The sequence below is a fragment of the Pararhizobium qamdonense genome (assembly GCF_029277445.1).
Classification (GTDB): Bacteria; Pseudomonadota; Alphaproteobacteria; order Rhizobiales; family Rhizobiaceae; genus Pararhizobium; species Pararhizobium qamdonense.
In genome coordinates this window covers 480,067-495,487 of sequence record NZ_CP119568.1, presented here as the reverse complement: position 1 = coordinate 495,487, position 15,421 = coordinate 480,067, and the positions used below count along the sequence as shown (strand labels likewise).

The 15,421-nt window shown below is 54.9% G+C and carries 11 protein-coding genes and 1 pseudogene; 8 read left to right on the top strand and 4 right to left on the bottom strand.

All coding sequences use genetic code 11. The features are described from left to right. The first annotated feature begins 92 nt into the window (after window positions 1-92). The 3 genes and pseudogenes from PYR65_RS27815 to PYR65_RS30655 all read left to right on the top strand — a co-directional run. A complete protein-coding gene (locus tag PYR65_RS27815; protein ID WP_060640604.1) occupies window positions 93-341 on the top strand; it encodes a DUF982 domain-containing protein in 249 nt (82 codons plus the stop codon). A 987-nt stretch (window positions 342-1,328) separates the two neighbouring features. Further along, window positions 1,329-2,000, top strand: a complete 672-nt coding sequence (locus PYR65_RS27810; RefSeq protein WP_276121991.1) for a hypothetical protein — start codon at window positions 1,329-1,331, stop codon at window positions 1,998-2,000. A 317-nt stretch (window positions 2,001-2,317) separates the two neighbouring features. Next, window positions 2,318-3,235, top strand: a pseudogene (locus tag PYR65_RS30655) (ATP-binding cassette domain-containing protein); the annotation flags it as partial. Window positions 3,236-3,238: 3 nt separating this feature from the next. On the opposite strand, the gene PYR65_RS27800 reads toward PYR65_RS30655, so the two are convergent. Then, window positions 3,239-3,667 carry a hypothetical protein gene (locus tag PYR65_RS27800; protein ID WP_276121990.1) on the bottom strand — a complete coding sequence of 143 codons (429 nt, stop codon included), beginning with the start codon at window positions 3,665-3,667 and terminating at the stop codon, window positions 3,239-3,241. 421 nt (window positions 3,668-4,088) lie between these two features. On the opposite strand from PYR65_RS27800, the gene PYR65_RS27795 reads away from it, so the two are divergent. The 3 genes from PYR65_RS27795 to PYR65_RS27785 all read left to right on the top strand — a co-directional run bounded on the left by PYR65_RS27795 (window position 4,089) and on the right by PYR65_RS27785 (window position 6,849). Then, window positions 4,089-5,489 carry a sensor histidine kinase gene (locus PYR65_RS27795; protein WP_276121989.1) on the top strand — a complete coding sequence of 467 codons (1,401 nt, stop codon included), beginning with the start codon at window positions 4,089-4,091 and terminating at the stop codon, window positions 5,487-5,489. Next, window positions 5,486-6,133, top strand: coding sequence for a response regulator (locus PYR65_RS27790; RefSeq protein WP_276121988.1), 648 nt, complete (start codon window positions 5,486-5,488; stop codon window positions 6,131-6,133). The genes PYR65_RS27795 and PYR65_RS27790 overlap by 4 nt, the downstream gene beginning before the upstream one ends. A 314-nt stretch (window positions 6,134-6,447) precedes the next feature. Continuing rightward, the gene (locus tag PYR65_RS27785) at window positions 6,448-6,849 is read left to right on the top strand and encodes a DUF1236 domain-containing protein (protein WP_276121987.1); all 402 of its coding nucleotides are present in this window, start codon (window positions 6,448-6,450) and stop codon (window positions 6,847-6,849) included. A 693-nt stretch (window positions 6,850-7,542) separates the two neighbouring features. Here the strand turns inward: PYR65_RS27785 and PYR65_RS27780 are convergent. Further along, the gene (locus PYR65_RS27780; RefSeq protein WP_276121986.1) at window positions 7,543-7,974 is read right to left on the bottom strand and encodes a hypothetical protein; all 432 of its coding nucleotides are present in this window, start codon (window positions 7,972-7,974) and stop codon (window positions 7,543-7,545) included. An 869-nt stretch (window positions 7,975-8,843) separates the two neighbouring features. On the opposite strand from PYR65_RS27780, the gene PYR65_RS27775 reads away from it, so the two are divergent. Both PYR65_RS27775 and PYR65_RS27770 read left to right on the top strand, forming a co-directional pair. After that, window positions 8,844-9,095 carry a hypothetical protein gene (locus tag PYR65_RS27775; RefSeq protein ID WP_276121985.1) on the top strand — a complete coding sequence of 84 codons (252 nt, stop codon included), beginning with the start codon at window positions 8,844-8,846 and terminating at the stop codon, window positions 9,093-9,095. A 356-nt stretch (window positions 9,096-9,451) separates the two neighbouring features. Continuing rightward, window positions 9,452-10,279 carry a Hint domain-containing protein gene (locus PYR65_RS27770; protein WP_276121984.1) on the top strand — a complete coding sequence of 276 codons (828 nt, stop codon included), beginning with the start codon at window positions 9,452-9,454 and terminating at the stop codon, window positions 10,277-10,279. 975 nt (window positions 10,280-11,254) lie between these two features. Here PYR65_RS27770 and PYR65_RS27765 read toward each other — a convergent pair. Next, window positions 11,255-12,451 (bottom strand): IS256 family transposase, encoded by a 1,197-nt coding sequence (locus PYR65_RS27765; RefSeq protein WP_276121983.1) that lies wholly within the window; start codon window positions 12,449-12,451, stop codon window positions 11,255-11,257. A 590-nt stretch (window positions 12,452-13,041) separates the two neighbouring features. Continuing rightward, the gene (locus tag PYR65_RS27760; RefSeq protein WP_276121982.1) at window positions 13,042-15,213 is read right to left on the bottom strand and encodes a putative bifunctional diguanylate cyclase/phosphodiesterase; all 2,172 of its coding nucleotides are present in this window, start codon (window positions 15,211-15,213) and stop codon (window positions 13,042-13,044) included. Between the last annotated feature and the right edge of the window lie 208 nt (window positions 15,214-15,421).

Genomic DNA, 15,421 nt, shown 5'->3' with positions numbered 1-15,421 from the left:
TTAGCCGTCAAGGCGACGACGAAACACGCTTTACGAGCCTCGTGAGACGCCGAGCCAAACATGCTTGAAGTAACTCGCCACAGGAGTGTTTTATGAACACAACGATTTGGGACGCAAACGTCGAGGTAAAAAAGGAGTGCGTGGATCATTTTGACGTTATTCGGAATCCGCGCGAGGCACTCGCCTACTTGTTGTCGCAGTGGCCAGAAGGCAAAGGAGCTAGCCATGCCAATGCCAAGCGGGCGTGCTTGGGTGCTCTGGCGGGAACAAACACGAACGCCGAAGCTCGAGCTGCATTTGAATTCGCTGCGCGTGAAGCCGGCATTCTCCGGCGGAACTGAAGGCGGGCCTCTTGTCCGCGTGTGTGACGGCCGTGTCTGCTCACTACGATTTCTCGGCTAAAGTGCCGCTTAAACTAGCGAACGATTGGGGGGCGTTCGATCGGAAGACGGCGGGCGCCGTTCACCGAAAAATAGAACCCCTGTTGGCGCCGGTCCTGCAGACATCGAGCCCGCCTGAACTCGACTGGAGCCGTCGGTACACTTCGGTGAATTTAAGTCTGCGACGATATTTCCGCGATCGATGCTGACAGCGTCAACGCATGTAGCGGGGATCGCCGCCTTCACCCCGGCGAGAAAAACCAAGTTTATAGCAGCGCTTCCTCAAGGTCCGGACACGAAGGCCAAACTCCAGAGCCGTCGGTAGACCATCCGTCGCCCGACGCCGCTGGTCCGCACCATGGCCTAGGATGAGACACCCTCGACCCCCACTGGCCATCAGCTTCGCTGATGGGTAAACAAAGCTAATCGCGAAGTATTCTTCAGCATGTAGTTACGAGGTAGCATCAGCGGGAAATCCCTAACCGCCCTAGCCCGGTTGCTGACGCGGCAACATCGCCTTTGCCGGTTGCTGGGAGGCCTCTCCTATTGATGTTGCGACCGGGTGCGATGATGCTCAGACACGCCATGCCAAGGAATAGCTGTATCAGACCATCTTGATAATGGTAGGCGATGACGTTCAGTAACCGTCGATGACTCGTACCAATTCGCCGGTGACATAGCCGAAACATCGTGGCGATGCGAGGAGGACATATACGGGACGATCTCTTCCGGGTGCGCATCGAAAGCACCGGTGCCCGGTGGATGATCAGCGGCCGGCATTTTCCTTTGAATGCGTCGGACCTTTCGCGGAAAATCGACCAGACCTAAGCCCTAGACACAACAGTAATGGTCTGGGGCCGGTAGAAGCAATCCCCCGCACCAACTAGTCTCCCGGTGAAGGTGTCCCGTCCTTACAGAATGGTTCGCGAAACCTGAATGGAGAGACTTATGTCTATCACGAAAATAATCGGCCGTAGCGTCGTCGCTTTGACCATCGCGCTGGCCCCAGCCGCAGTCGCTACATTTGGCGGCACAGGCGTAGCCTACGCAAAAGATGGTACCGGCGGCGGAGGCGGACGTGGCAACGGCAACGGTGGAGGGCGCGGCAGTAGCGCAAGCTCCGACCACGGTAAATCGGGTGACACCCGCTCAGAAAAACAAGGAAAGGCCGACCGCACCGACCGCACTCCGACGCTTAAGTCGTTTTTCACATTCGGAAAGAAATCCGACAAAGCAATCGAGGCGGAAAAATCGGTGAATACGGTCAACGTGAATGCAGCCCACTCCAAGACTGCCGGAATAAACTCGCTCAACCGCAACTATCACGCATATCTGAATTCGAATGATCCTCGCATGTCGGCCGTTTCAGCCTATGCAATCGCCTATGCGGAGTTTGAAGCCGAGAATGGCACCGACGTTGTTCCGACTGATCCGGCCTTGAGCGACGAGGCATTGCGCGACGCGCTTGCCACCTTCACGAAAGACGGTGTTGTAACCGACTACACTCTGTATAGGGCCAAGGATATCCTCGGTGTCGGACCCGAGTTTGGCAAGATCGATCAAATCCGCAACACACTTCCGGAGCCGGCGCCCTATGCCGAACCGAATACTGGGAACTAAAACTAATGTGACCAGACGCTGATCAAGCTGCTTAGGACAAAGTTCGGCCGAATTCGCCCGACGGTCTCAGGGCCCGCCTCAACGCTCTACATGTCACCACGACACAGAAGACGGAAAATGCAATGGGCGGCCAGAACAGCACTGGCGGGTGGGCACTGTCGAGGAGAGCGTCTGATAGAAGCTGATCGCCGAGGGGTGTCTATGCTGAATACACGGGACCGGCAGTTGGATGGGGTTCGGACCATTACCGTCACGGTAGTGCTATACGCACATTTTTACGCTGCTGCGCTCGGCTCTCCTTCTGGCCGCGGTCGTGATGGTTGTTGGAGGTGAGCTTTTCGGTCATCGCTTTCGTCGTCCTGCTCTACCGGTGGCAGCCGCACGTGCGTGCCATGCAGCTGGCATGGAGCCAAATGCATGGTTGGAGCGGCTCTTTGGAAAAGAGTCCAATGGCTGTTGGATCCCTCCGACAAGCCGCCGCCGCCGGCAGGCCAAGAGTCGGCCCGGGACTTACACAGCAGATCAAATTTGACGGTGCGACGTTCAAATATCCCTGCTCAGTGAACAGCCGGTGGTGCTGCACGCCGCCACATTTGACATCCGTCCGGATTGATCGACTGCGATCATCAGTCGATCAGGTACGGGGAAAACGATGATCGTCAAACTTCTGTGTCGGCTGTTGAGCCCGATCAGGAACATATTCTCGTTGACGGATACCGCTGGACAGAATCGACCCCAAGGAGTGGCGGCGCCAGACTGCCCTTGCCAGACAGGATCTTGAACTGGTGGATCGAACCATTCTGGAAAAGATCACCTATGGTGAAAGCGCTTCGATTCGGGATGCAAAGCGTGCTGCCGGCCTTGCGAGCGCAGGAATTTATCGAAAGAACCGCCGCAAGAGAGCGAAACGATTGTCGGGTACCGTGGGGCCGCTCTATCGGCCGGTCAGCGCAAGCGGATAATGTTTACAAGAGCCTGGTTCGGGATCCCGAGATCGTATTGACGAAGCGACAAACGCCACGGATGGTCCGTCGGAAGAAGCCATCATCGACACGATGAGATCAAGGGTAGCCTGCCGCACGGCCATCGTGATCAGCTACCACCATTGCAGGATCTCGTTCTGCGACGACGTCTTCATTCTCGATGAAGGCTGCGAAGCTAACACCGCTCCTTTCGCCGAATGGCTCACGGGCACGGATCAGCGGACGAGCACGCGGGGCGACCAGCGTCCTTAGGTTTTAGAACTGTTCGCCCGAGCGCGAGACGATATGGCTTCCCCGTCGCAGAAGCGTAGGCTTGGCATGCCGGCGGTCGGTTATCGGGATCGAGTAGATAGAGGTGCGTTCCGGGTCGGCCTTCGCTTTGACTTTACAACTTCCCAGCTCCGTTATGAAACGCCACAACGCCTCGTCGATTGGGCGTTGCGCATCGGCCAGAACCCTGGCGCTTCTTCCGCTGTAGCGTAAGCAGCTATAGGTGACCGCGTTGCTTATCGCGATATCGGCAAAACGGCGACAAACAGGCGAGACCTTCACCAGTCGCAAGGCCGCCCGGATGTTGATGGCAAAAGCCAGTTCGAATTCGATCGCAGTAAACTCCCCATCGAGAGACGTTGGATGGATGCGCTCCAGGACGAGGCACCAGGATAGATCGGCTTTCATCAGCATGACTTGCTCCGGTTTCTTGCCATTCGAGGTATATTGGCCGATATCCAACCAGCGCGCCTCAGGCTTTGGCCGTGTGCGGGCGGTGACATTAGTCCAGGGATCGAGCTCGCGGTGCGCCCGGTCCCGCTGACACGAAAGTGTCAGCGGATGTTGCAGTCTCGAAGGTGTGTGCTCACAGCGATGACCTGGAAGATATGCAACCGTCTTTAACATGCTAAAAGTTCAGATCGTCTCTCTGGAGCGACCCGGAAACGGTACACAAGTTTAGGAAGGCAGCCTCGCCAGCAATTCCCCCCTTCGACGTTGCGACGTATATTTTTTTCTGTCGGTCCGGCATTATTGACGAATAGCCTCGACGCCTTATTTTTGACGGTTGATAGCGCGCCGGAATAAGAGAGTGCGTTTGGGAGCTGAATCGATCATGCGGTTGTTCGCGGAGCGTTACCGCTGGAATACCCCCAGTCTGGCCCAACAGTTTCTCCTCATCGGAGGTTTGGTGTCGCTTGGGGCGACGATCATAGTTGGAGCGTTCGTTACCAGTCTGATTGAAGCTGCAGTCACCAGGAATACCGGGGCTGCGACCGCTCTATACGTCGACAGTGTCATTGCGCCCCTCCTACCCGACATGCAAACCAACGACGATCTCAACGAATCGGTGCAACGAGCACTCGACGAGACTTTGGGCCAAGGAACACTGGGGAAACGGCTGTTGTCGTTTCGTCTTTGGCGCCCCGACGGCACCATTCTCTATTCAAACGAAAAAGCTCTGATCGGAAGAAAACTACCGATCAGCGATGGGCTACAAATGGCACTATCTGGGACGATGGTTGCTAAGTACGACCATTCCGACGATGTCGGCAGTGAAACTGTTCGTGATAGCGGCTTTCCGGTGCTTGAAATTTACAATCCGGTCCTACAGCCGTGGTCCGGTGAAGTCGTCGGCGTCCTCGAGTTTTATGAAATCGCCACCGACCTTCAGCACAGTCTGAACCACGCCCGCCTACAGAGCTGGCTCGCGGTTGTGGCATTCACGATGTCCTTTTTCGCAATTCTATCGGTTCTCGTCTTTAAAGGCAGTAGGACGATAGACAGTCAAGACAAAGCGTTAAAGCAGCGAATTCGAGAACTGTCTGAACTTCTATTGCAGAACGGCGAGCTTAGCGCGAAGCTCCAGCGAGCAAGCCAGCGCACAACAGCGCTCAATGAACGGTACCTCAGACGCCTTGGAGCCGAACTCCACGATGGCCCGGCGCAGCTAGTCGCCTTGGCCGCACTGAAGGTCGACAGCGAGGCTATCAGCAATCCTCGAACTTCGCGTAAGGTACGAGATGGCGAGATCGCGTCAATCAAATCCAGTCTGGATGACGCGATGCAGGAGATCCGCACAATCTGCAGCGGTCTCGTCCTGCCGCGGATCGAAGGCGCCGATTTGCGGGAAGTAGTTGAACGCGCCCTCAAAGCCCATACTGAGCGAACAGGCGCACTGGTCGAGCTTTCCCTATCACCCGCGTCTCCTCAACTCCCGATCTCAACGAAAATCTGCGTGTTTCGGTTTTTGCAGGAGGCGCTCAACAATGGGTATCGTCACGGCGGTGGCGCTGAGCAATATGTCATCCAGACCTACGACGGTCGAATTGTCTCGGTTACAGTCGGCGATAGCGGTCCGGGTTTTGACCCAACTAAAATCAAGCATTCAAGCCTGGGCTTGTCGGGTCTGCGAGAACGGGTTGAAAGCCTTGGGGGAATATTTGAATTGAAGACGTCTGAACGGGGAACCGAGCTGTGCATGTCCTTAAACCTAGATGAAATGGAGCCCTCATGATGGGAGAAATTACAATCGCAGTCATCGACGATCACCCGCTTTTCCGTGAAGGCGTCATGCGGATTCTTTCGGACATCCAAGGTTTCAAAATACTTGGTGAAGGCTCAACAAGGGAGGACGCGCTTGAGATCTGCGCCACCCTGAAGCCCGATATCCTGCTCATGGATATCTCAATGCCAGGCGGTGGGCTGAATGCGATCCTGCCTATCCTGGAAATCAACTCCGATCAAAAGATAATGATGCTGACAGTCTCGGAAACAAGCGACGACGTCATGAGCGCCCTAGACAAGGGGGCGAAGGCCTATGTTTTGAAGGGCGTCGGATCACGGGTGCTGGCGGACATAATTAAATCGGTCGCCGCGGGAGAGACATATGTTTCCCCGACTCTGTCAGCTCGGCTCCTCTCCGACATGTCATTGGCGGCCGCCTTGGCAAAGCAGCCCAATCCAATCAATGAGCTGACGAGCCGAGAACACGAGGTCCTGAACCTAGTTGCGGAAGGGCTTAGCAACAAGCGGATAGCGCTCCGGCTTGGGGTCCATGAGAAGACCATCAAACAGCATATGACCCATATTTTCGCAAAGCTCGGGACAAGCAATAGAACGGAAGCCGCGATGGTTCTGCGCAATCGCACTCTCGTTTAAAGAGCTGCGGTTCAACCTGCGAGCAGCCCGGTTGCCAACATCGTAAAAATCAGGCCTATGACCGGCATCAGAAACCATCGAACTTCATGCAAACTCGTGTCCATCGTCGCCTCCTATGTCCAATCCAGCGTGAGTCCAACGCGCCAGAAGGTGCTCCCCAAGATGGCGTGCAACCCACTCTTACTGTGTTGCTACAGGACTTTAGCCCTACCAGTTTCCGCCGATCGTCTCAGAGAATTCGGACTGTAGCCCTAAGTGGGAACAGCTTTCTAAAAATGGCGTTGTGCTGGTGTAAACGGAAAAAGGAGACTGTCATGAAATCGAAACTCATTCTCTTATCAACCCTCGTCACAGTCGCGCTTACTGGCACGGTCCTCGCCGAGGACGCAAACGGAACAGTCACAGGCGCCGCCGGTGGTGCCATCACCGGTGCGATTGTCGGTGGCCCCGTGGGCGCTGCTGTCGGCGGTGTGGCCGGTGCAATCGCCGGCACGGCTATTGATCCGCCACCAGCCCGCGTAGTCACCTATGTTCAGGAGCAGCCTGTACAAAATTCGGTCGTGGTCAAACAACCGATCGTCGTTGGTAAGCCGGTCCCCCAAGAGGTCGTTCTAATGCCAATCACTGAAGATCCGCGCTACTCCTACACTATTGTCAATGAGCAACGTGTCATCGTCGATCCGCAGACACGCACCGTCGTCCAGGTGATTCAGTAACTGTGGCCACCCCAGTCCCACGGTCATCTTGAAGGAGTGAAGCAATGAACAGTTTGATCTGGCTCATTGGAGCAATTGTGATCGTCGGCGCAATCCTGTCGTTTATCGGGTTCGCGTAAAATCTTGGCAGGGCGATACACAACGTACCGCCCTGCCTTCCCGCCCCAATGAGACCCAAAAAATGTCTTATCAACACACGCCGAAGTCCGGTGCCCCACTAAGCGGGGTTTTCATCTTTGTTTTTCTGGCCATGGCTGGATTGACCCTCACAGTGTTCTCCACGAGCATGGCCGGACGGTCTCAACGGCAGGTAACGGTGGTCTTGCCGGTCGACAGCACTCACTTGGACCAGAAGAAATAGTATGCACCATTGACAGCTCGTCTTCGCGTAATCCAGCGCCCGGTTGACAGTGGTTCTAACAAGACATGACCTAGCAGCACTGCACTGTGGCTTGAGCTGACATTTAAAACCCATAAAAATATATACATGAACGTTAGTCAGCTGACTGTCATTTATCCGGTGTACAAACCCCAAATCACGCGGATTCTAATGTCTGGGGGCCGCCCACTATCAAAGATCTGTCGGGATTACTCCAGTGAAAATTTGAAGGCGCGGGCGGCAAACAGTAATCCAACTTGCTGCAATTCCCCACGTTCCGGGCCGAATGTCTTCGAGACGCACGCCATCAGTTTTTAATGCAGAAATCTCAGACGGATCTCATCTGCGAGGGTGGCCTGACGGTTCACGATAGTGCGACCTTTCGAATCCTTCATGATATATCGGCCATCGCGCACGACCTCGCTGATCCCGTCGCTATGGCGAACAGATAGTCCGGCAGAACCGGTCTTGCCTTGCGAACCCTGACCCTTCGCGCCTTGAGAGTTTCCCCGAGTCTCGCTTTTGCCCGCGCCAGAATTGCCATTGCCGCCGCCGTTCCCGTTGCCCCCACCGTTTCCATTGCCGCCGCCATTTCCATTGCCGTTATTGCCATCTTTTGCAAAAACAGAATGGGAGACAAGCTCCGGGGTAAAATCCGAAACCTTCATTGTGTAGGGGGTTGCCGCAAGCAATACACTCAAGAGTATGCCGAGTTGAGAGTGAACAATTTTTCGGCCCGTCGTCATGTGGGACTCCTTGAAAGCGAATCTATCTAGCGTCCATCGCCTAAAAGCACGCAGGCATGCGTGTGATAGTACCGTATACTCTGAATTTGATCACTCAGATCGTTAACTCAATGAGATCGTTGTCGTCCTCCCTACCACTTCTCCATCTCGCCCAGGCATAAGCGGTTTCTGTTTGTGTGGATTGTCGGGCGACAATAATGGCACCTGTCGATTACACGGATTTGGGCTTAAAACTTTCTGTTCGCAGCCTCGGTAGGACCGTTGCTCTGATTTCGTTCCAAAGGTCTTGGTTCGTTAGAGGGCCGAAGCCGGATGGCGGAATGATCCACAAGAGCTATATCGATATTATTCCTGTCTTGCGAACCCGCTAACGCTGAATAAATCGCTGGGTGTTAACGAGGTCTGAAATGCCCGAAGAATATACGATTTACGATTACACCTTGAAAGCTGGGAGTTCCTTGTCGGACGAAGCTCGGGATTATGAAACGCGTCGTCAGTGTCTCTTCCTTCTCGAAGATCCTAGTCGAAACTTTCCGGCGTCTACGACTGTCGATAGGGTTTTGCTTCACCCGTTCGAGATTGGAGCCCTCCTCGGCCTTCTGAATGACGGAGGGTGCGCGGTTGAGAGGTTAGTGGACACCATAGAGCCGGTTGGGGAGGTCTTTTGATCATGCATCACATTTTCGTTGTTGAGCATATTTCAGGCCCAGACCGTCCACACAGGGACGCGAAGGTGGTTGCCTCCAGGGAGAGTATCGGCGAGCGGTTGGCCTGTCGCATCTCGGCGGTCCAAAACAGTTGAAGTTCTTCACCCAACGCCAGCCCAATACTCCATTCCCGCATCGACATGAATGGAAGGAAACTGCACGATGACGCATTATGCATGGACAATTCGAAGCAGCGGTTTGCAAGACTTACAAAAGGTCACCACCCTGCCGGAGCTTCACGACGTTCTTCAGTTGTTGAAGCTACCGGGAATAGCGCCGCCGGCATGGCTGACTATGGATCCTTGGCGCGAAGAGCTTTCCGGGGATGGCCGCTACGTCTATGATGAAGGTGGCTCAGATGAATGGTCTGTTGTCTGGACAAAAGTCTATTACGGGCCCGGTGACGTTGCCTAAGAGTGACGCTGTTTACGAAATCGCATCGGCTTTATCATACAGGATGACCCGCCGCTCGAAAGGAACGCCGGATCTGGCTGGGGGTGGCAGTGCCGCCGTGTCTGTGCAATCCACCGGCGAAGGTTGAAACAGGGACTTACGACTCGATTCCTGAGTGAGCGACGCACAGGACCTTTGCCAGTCCAGGATGGACTTTGGTCCGCCCCTTTAAGCCACCTTTTGGATGTCAGAGTTTGCTATATCGCCCAAGGGGTCATCCAATCGCTCAGTCGGATGATAAACGTACGCACTTTTAAGAGGTTAAATTCCAGAGGTGAGGCATCTATCGTTCTCGAACATCAACGATGGAGGAAAAAATGCCTACTCCCAGCGATCGCTCACTCAAAACGCAGCTGGCACGGCGCCATTTCTTGGGCATTGCTGCAGCCGCAGGCGCCAGGTTTACCGCAGCAACAGGTGCGGCAGGTGCGATTCTATCACCTTCAAGCGCCCACAGCATGGGGAGAAACTGGGGCAAGCGTGGGGGAAAAGGACACCACGGGTCAAATTGCTTTCTGCGCGGGACCACCCTCTCCACGCCGACTGGCGAGGTAAATGTCGAAGAGCTTGCCATCGGCGATATGCTAACGACGGTGACTGGGGACACGATGCCCATCCGGTGGATTGGTCGTCAGACCTACAAGCCAACCCGTCACCCTGAGACCGAAACCGTGATGCCAATTCGGGTCCGACGGCATGCCTTGGACGGACAGGTCCCTCATTGCGACCTCTATTTGTCACCGGGGCATGCTTTGCTCGTTGACGGGGTTTTGATCCGGGTGATGGACCTCGTTAATGGGGTGTCCATCGCCCCCGCTCTTCCCGAGGGCATAACCACCATCGAATACTTCCATATTTTACTCGATGGTCATCAGGTAATCCTTGCTCAGGGTGCTCCAACCGAAACTCTGCTTTTAGACGGGCAAAATGACGAACACTTTGCCAACTTCGCTGAACTGCGGCACCTGATTCCGGGGATTTTGAATACTCCAATGAAGTCTGTAGCGCCGATCGTTGGCTACGGAGGGAAGGAGCATCTGACGGCGCTCTTACGTATTGCGGCTAGCCTAGTCGGGGGACGTCGAGTAACATGGGATAACTACGAAAAAATCGCGGCTCGTGCGTATTCGGTTGACCAGCGCTGAACTCTTTCGAACGAGTTGGCCTCTTTCGCCGTGGATTTGTTTGTTGGCAAGACTGGAGGAAAAATTAATCTATTGGCTGCAGTTGGTCCTGCGACATTCATTCTTGCTTTTGAAAATTCAAGTTTACCTATGTCGCAGAAGACGTCGGGCTATAAGACCGAAAACCATAAACACTCCAATCTTCCTGTAAAGCCAATGAGCGCATTGACAGAATAGTGCTTCTGGTTCGCGTGCAAGGAGATCGCGGGCTTACCCGAGACTATTTATCGAAGACGGGCGACGTTAGCTATCAGCCGGCGAGTCTCTTCGATATCGGAGAGACCAATCTTGCCTTGAACCGGTTGAGAGACATGGCCAGTATTCAGGGCCTCGCTCTTCAATTCTGCGAAGTATTCGTCGATCTCGTTTTCACCCTTCGAAAGGACCCGCTTAAATCGTTTGTCATCGCTGTGCACGATTGATTTTCTCCAAAATAAATGTCTGAAACTCCTAAGACAAAGGATTTACATAGAGTCTGCCCCACACCGTCAGGCACCGAGGAGGCACCTCACTGTCCGTGTCTACCCGCTGGGTTTGTTTGTCCTGATATCCTTTACTACTTCTTCGACCGCCATCAGAGCCTCCTCTACGGTCCAGCCAGATGATGTGGCTGCAGATACGATCGCGTCTACAAGGGGGTGGACAAGCTCTTCGCACTCCATCGTACGCTGCATTTCGCCAAGTTCATGAGTCGGTGGGGGGATTTGCATGCTGGTCTCCTTCGCATGGAAACCCCGGGCTAGATAGAAGGTTCCTCAAAGGTTAATTCGATCCAATCGATGTCTATTGTGCGGCTAAGGCGCAGAACTTGATAAAGAAAGCCGCGCTGCGCGCGACAATATCCGGATAGCGGCCCACGCCGAGAATTTCAGATCGTGTCCCAGGGAGTGGTGTAGCTTAGACAGCCACGGCTCATCCCAGAGGGCCGGATGAGTGTCAGCTTGCTGCTGGCAGGCTGATGAGGGGATCATCGCTCATTGTGGCGATTATCTCAAGGGTCATGTAGCGAGATCGCTGGACGGCCCATTCATCGATCTGTTCGAGCAGCAGGGCACCGACCAGGCGCACGATGGCGTCGTCGTTGGGGAAGATGCCGACGACCTCAGTCCGCCGCTTGATTTCGCCGTTCAATCGCTCAATCGGGTAGGTCGAGTGAAGTTTCGCCCAATGCTGCTTGGGAAAGGTCTCGTAGGCGAGTACGTCGTGCTCGGCATTGTCCATCAGACTGGCAAGCTTCGGGACCTTTGGCCTGATCTGGTCGGCGACGCTGCGCCACTGAGTGCTTGCGGCCTCCGGTGTGTCCTGAGCGAAGGCCGTGGCAATGAACGCGGATACGACGCGCCGTCCGCTCTTGCCCGCATGAGCCAATGCATTACGCATGAAGTGCACTCTGCAACGCTGCCAAGTGGCGGAAAGCACCTTCGATACGGCTGCCTTGATGCCCTCATGGGCATCGGAGACGACGAGTTTGACGCCGCGCAGCCCCCGCCCGGTCAGCTTTCGCAGGAATTCCGTCCAGATCGCCTCGGCCTCGGACGTGCCGATTTCCATGCCGAGCACTTCGCGTCGACCGTCGGTGTTGACGCCAACGGCGATGATGACTGCAACAGAGAGGATGCGACCGCCGCGTCGGACCTTCAGGTAGGTGGCATCGATCCATAGATAAGGCGATTCGCCCTCGATAGGCCGGTCGAGAAAAGCCTTCACCTTCTCGTCGATCTCCTCGCAAAGCCGTGACAACTGGCTCTTGGAGATGCCTAACATGCCCATGGCTTTCACAAGATCATCGACGGAGCGCGTCGAGACGCCCTGGATGTAGGCCTCCTGAATGACCGCCGTCAGGGCCTTCTCCGCCATCCGGCGCGGCTCCAGGAAACTTGGGAAGCAGTTGCCTGTGCGGAGCTTGGGAATGCGCAGCTCGACGGTTCCCGCTCGCGTTTCCCAGTCTCGATCGCGGTAGCCGTTGCGCTGGGCAAGTCGGAAGCCGTTCTTCTCGCCATAGCCCGCGCCGGTCTTCGTGCCAACCTCCAGCGCCATCAGCTTCTCAGCAGCAAAGCCGATCATCTCGCGCAGCAAATCGGCATCAGCGCTCTTCTCAACGAGTGAGCGCAGGTTCATCATATCGTCGGTCATCGGTGGTGTCCCTCAGGTTGGTTCTAAGCAACCCGACCCTACCGGAAATCACCGATGGCTATGAAATCCAGCTACACCACTCCCTGGGACACGATCGAATTTCACGATGATACTAGTGACCAATAAGACAATCCGTCCCCGGCAATCGCGCCAAAAAATTGCTGCGGCCGACCAGAGCCTCAGGACCAGAACACTGCTCGGCACGTGCGCGCGTGGGGCAAGATGTCTACCGTTCCCGAACAGCGAAGCCAAGGATTGGGATGGCCTTGAGCGCAAGCAGGAACTCCCCGCGATATAGGCAATGTTGGGACGCGCTCAGCCATTGGATCACCGAAACAAGAGACGCGACGATACCGGTGGTCCTACAGGATGTTGGTGGTCAGCGGCGGCTCTACTGAAAGCTGGCTCCCAATATCAAGCCGTTGGCCCCTGCTTTCCATGGAAAGGCAAGATTTTCTTGCAGGGTGTTTTTTCGCTCGTCCCGGATCGTCAGCCGCGCGCTCGACGAAATTTCCTGGAAGCCACCCCTGCCGACGGACGCGTCATAAAATCTGCACGACAGTTAACCCCGGATGAACGGTATATTCCAGTCAAACCCGCCCATAGTTCGCGTTGCCTGTATTAACAAGCGCCATGACCTCTTCACGAGCTATTGGGCGAGACATCAGAAATCCCTGAACGTTGTTGCAGCCCAACGACTTTAGTGCCTCCCTCTGTTCGTTCGTCTCGACCCCTTCTGCCGTTGTCTGAAGGCCATGCGCCCGTGCCATATTAATAATCGCTTCCACAATCGCGCTGTTTTGACCTCCGCTTATCCCTTCTATGAAGGATTTGTCGATCTTGAGCCTGTCCACGGTGACGTTCTGAACCCGGGAGAAGGAAGAATATCCTGTACCAAAGTCATCGATGGCAAACTTTACTCCCGCAGTTCTCAACATGGTAATGTTTCGCTCAGTTTCCTGTTCGCCATTAATGGCAAGGCTCTCTGTGATTTCGATCTCGAGTCGACTCGGTTCGACCCCCCATTTTGCCAGCGTGGAGAGAACGCGAAGCGGGTAGCCGGGCGAGCTTAGTTCCGCTGCGGAAGCGTTTACGGCAGCACTGATTGACGGCATACGCGCAATCAGGCTGCACGCATCTTCAAGCACCAGACTGCCGATTTTGTGGATGAGGCCAATTTCCTCAGCGAGCGGAATGAAAACGTCAGGACCGATTGGGCCCAACTCCGGGTGTATCCACCGTGCGAGCGCTTCAACTGAGCAAGGTCCCGAACTGTCTGCTAGGTAGACAGGTTGATAAGCCACCTCAATCTGTGTCCCCCCCGCGAGTGCGTCACGAAGACTATGCTCAAGTTTTCGTCGCGTACGAAGAAGTTCGTCCATATGATCGCCAAACACGGCATATGCGTTTCGCCCGGCAGCCTTGGCATGATAAAGTGCTATATCGGCCTGGCGCGTTAGTTCGTTCGCCTCGGCGCCCGGACCGGTTGCAGTCGCTACACCGACGCTCGCCCCTATCGTAATATAAACGCCTTCTATCTCAAACGGCTCGCGCAGGCTCGCCACTATTCGATTGGCTGTGTCGGCAACTTCACTGCTCCCTATCATTTCGAGTAAGACAGTGAATTCATCGCCACCGATCCGTCCGACCAGGGCGTTCGGTAGAATATCTCTCATTCTCTCTGCAACGAGAGCAATCAACTTGTCACCTATCGGATGTCCGTACGTGTCATTCACTGCTTTAAACCGGTCAAGGTCTATGAAAAGCACGCTACGGACATCTTCGGGCTTTGAACGCTGGAGCCGCACGACAAGTTCGTTTTGGAAATGAGCCCTGTTTGCAAGTCCCGTTAGAGTGTCACGAAGCGCTAAGCTCTGAAGTTCCTGGCGGTTGGAATTGAGTTTGACCGAGCGCCTCCAGATAGCATGGCCGGCCAAACTTGCCGCGATAAATATAGCAATGACGGAAAGACCTATGACCGGCAAGGTCGCGTCCAACACGTTTGTTCCGGGTTCAAATGGATGCCAGTTGAAATACCCGATGATCTCCCCCGATTTCGACCTGAGGGCGATCTGCGAGTGACTCTTGTCGTGAGGCATTGTGGTCATGAACTGCATTTCGGCGAATTGATATTCGCCACCGATCTGGATCGGGAGATCGCGATCAAGGAACCGTACGGCTATATGAAGGTTTTCTTCGCCGGCCCGCTGCTTGATCTCGCCAGTGTCGGAAACAATCGGTTTGACGCTGATCACAGCAGGTCGTCCACCCACGAATGTCAGATCGCTTTCGCCGATCGAAAGAACCCTGTCCGATATGCCCTCCTGATCTGCGGCAGCAAGTCGTCCATGCAGACGACTGGCCAATGGACTATAAGCCCGATAAAAGTCGGTCGCCGTGGAGACGCCGAATGGCTTCGCAATGAACTCGTAGATTGGCTTTCCATCCGCTGAGAGTACGAAAGCAGCGTCATGGCCGAAGTAGGTGTTCATCCATTGTCCGAGGTTAACGTCAAGCCACTCGAGATCACGCTCCCTCGTCTTGATCACCGCGTCGTCCCAGACGGTAGCGCTCTCTTGATCATGGGCGACCGATGACTGCAACTTCGACACAATGAGCGTGACGAGATCTTTCTGCCGCGCCGCGGCCACTTCATCCGTTCTGGCTGCCGCCCAGTATAAAGTGCCGAGTAGCATCGCCCCTACCAATGCCGATACGCTTGCGGGAACAATCCATTTCAACAACAACTGCGACTGCTTCATGATGCGCTATCTGCCTTTTCATTGGGCAGGAACCTAGAGCCTCTGAGTTAAACCGGCGGGAATGGATACGGTTAATAAAAATAATTAGTCACTTTACGTGTTACACAGTGAATTGCGGCGGCGGTACTGGTGCTGGTTAGTCACTCACGAATGAGCTTTGCCCCGACATGGCTCACCGATGGATCTTCTTCAGCGGCGACGTCATCAT

Excerpts from the sequence above, each read along its gene's own strand:
- PYR65_RS27815 (WP_060640604.1), top strand. The coding sequence starts at position 93 with ATGAACACAACGATTTGGGACGCAAACGTCGAGGTAAAAAAGGAGTGC.
- PYR65_RS27810 (WP_276121991.1), top strand. The coding sequence starts at position 1,329 with ATGTCTATCACGAAAATAATCGGCCGTAGCGTCGTCGCTTTGACCATC.
- PYR65_RS27800 (WP_276121990.1), bottom strand. The coding sequence starts at position 3,667 with ATGCTGATGAAAGCCGATCTATCCTGGTGCCTCGTCCTGGAGCGCATC.
- PYR65_RS27795 (WP_276121989.1), top strand. The coding sequence starts at position 4,089 with ATGCGGTTGTTCGCGGAGCGTTACCGCTGGAATACCCCCAGTCTGGCC.
- PYR65_RS27790 (WP_276121988.1), top strand. The coding sequence starts at position 5,486 with ATGATGGGAGAAATTACAATCGCAGTCATCGACGATCACCCGCTTTTC.
- PYR65_RS27785 (WP_276121987.1), top strand. The coding sequence starts at position 6,448 with ATGAAATCGAAACTCATTCTCTTATCAACCCTCGTCACAGTCGCGCTT.
- PYR65_RS27780 (WP_276121986.1), bottom strand. The coding sequence starts at position 7,974 with ATGACGACGGGCCGAAAAATTGTTCACTCTCAACTCGGCATACTCTTG.
- PYR65_RS27775 (WP_276121985.1), top strand. The coding sequence starts at position 8,844 with ATGACGCATTATGCATGGACAATTCGAAGCAGCGGTTTGCAAGACTTA.
- PYR65_RS27770 (WP_276121984.1), top strand. The coding sequence starts at position 9,452 with ATGCCTACTCCCAGCGATCGCTCACTCAAAACGCAGCTGGCACGGCGC.
- PYR65_RS27765 (WP_276121983.1), bottom strand. The coding sequence starts at position 12,451 with ATGACCGACGATATGATGAACCTGCGCTCACTCGTTGAGAAGAGCGCT.
- PYR65_RS27760 (WP_276121982.1), bottom strand. The coding sequence starts at position 15,213 with ATGAAGCAGTCGCAGTTGTTGTTGAAATGGATTGTTCCCGCAAGCGTA.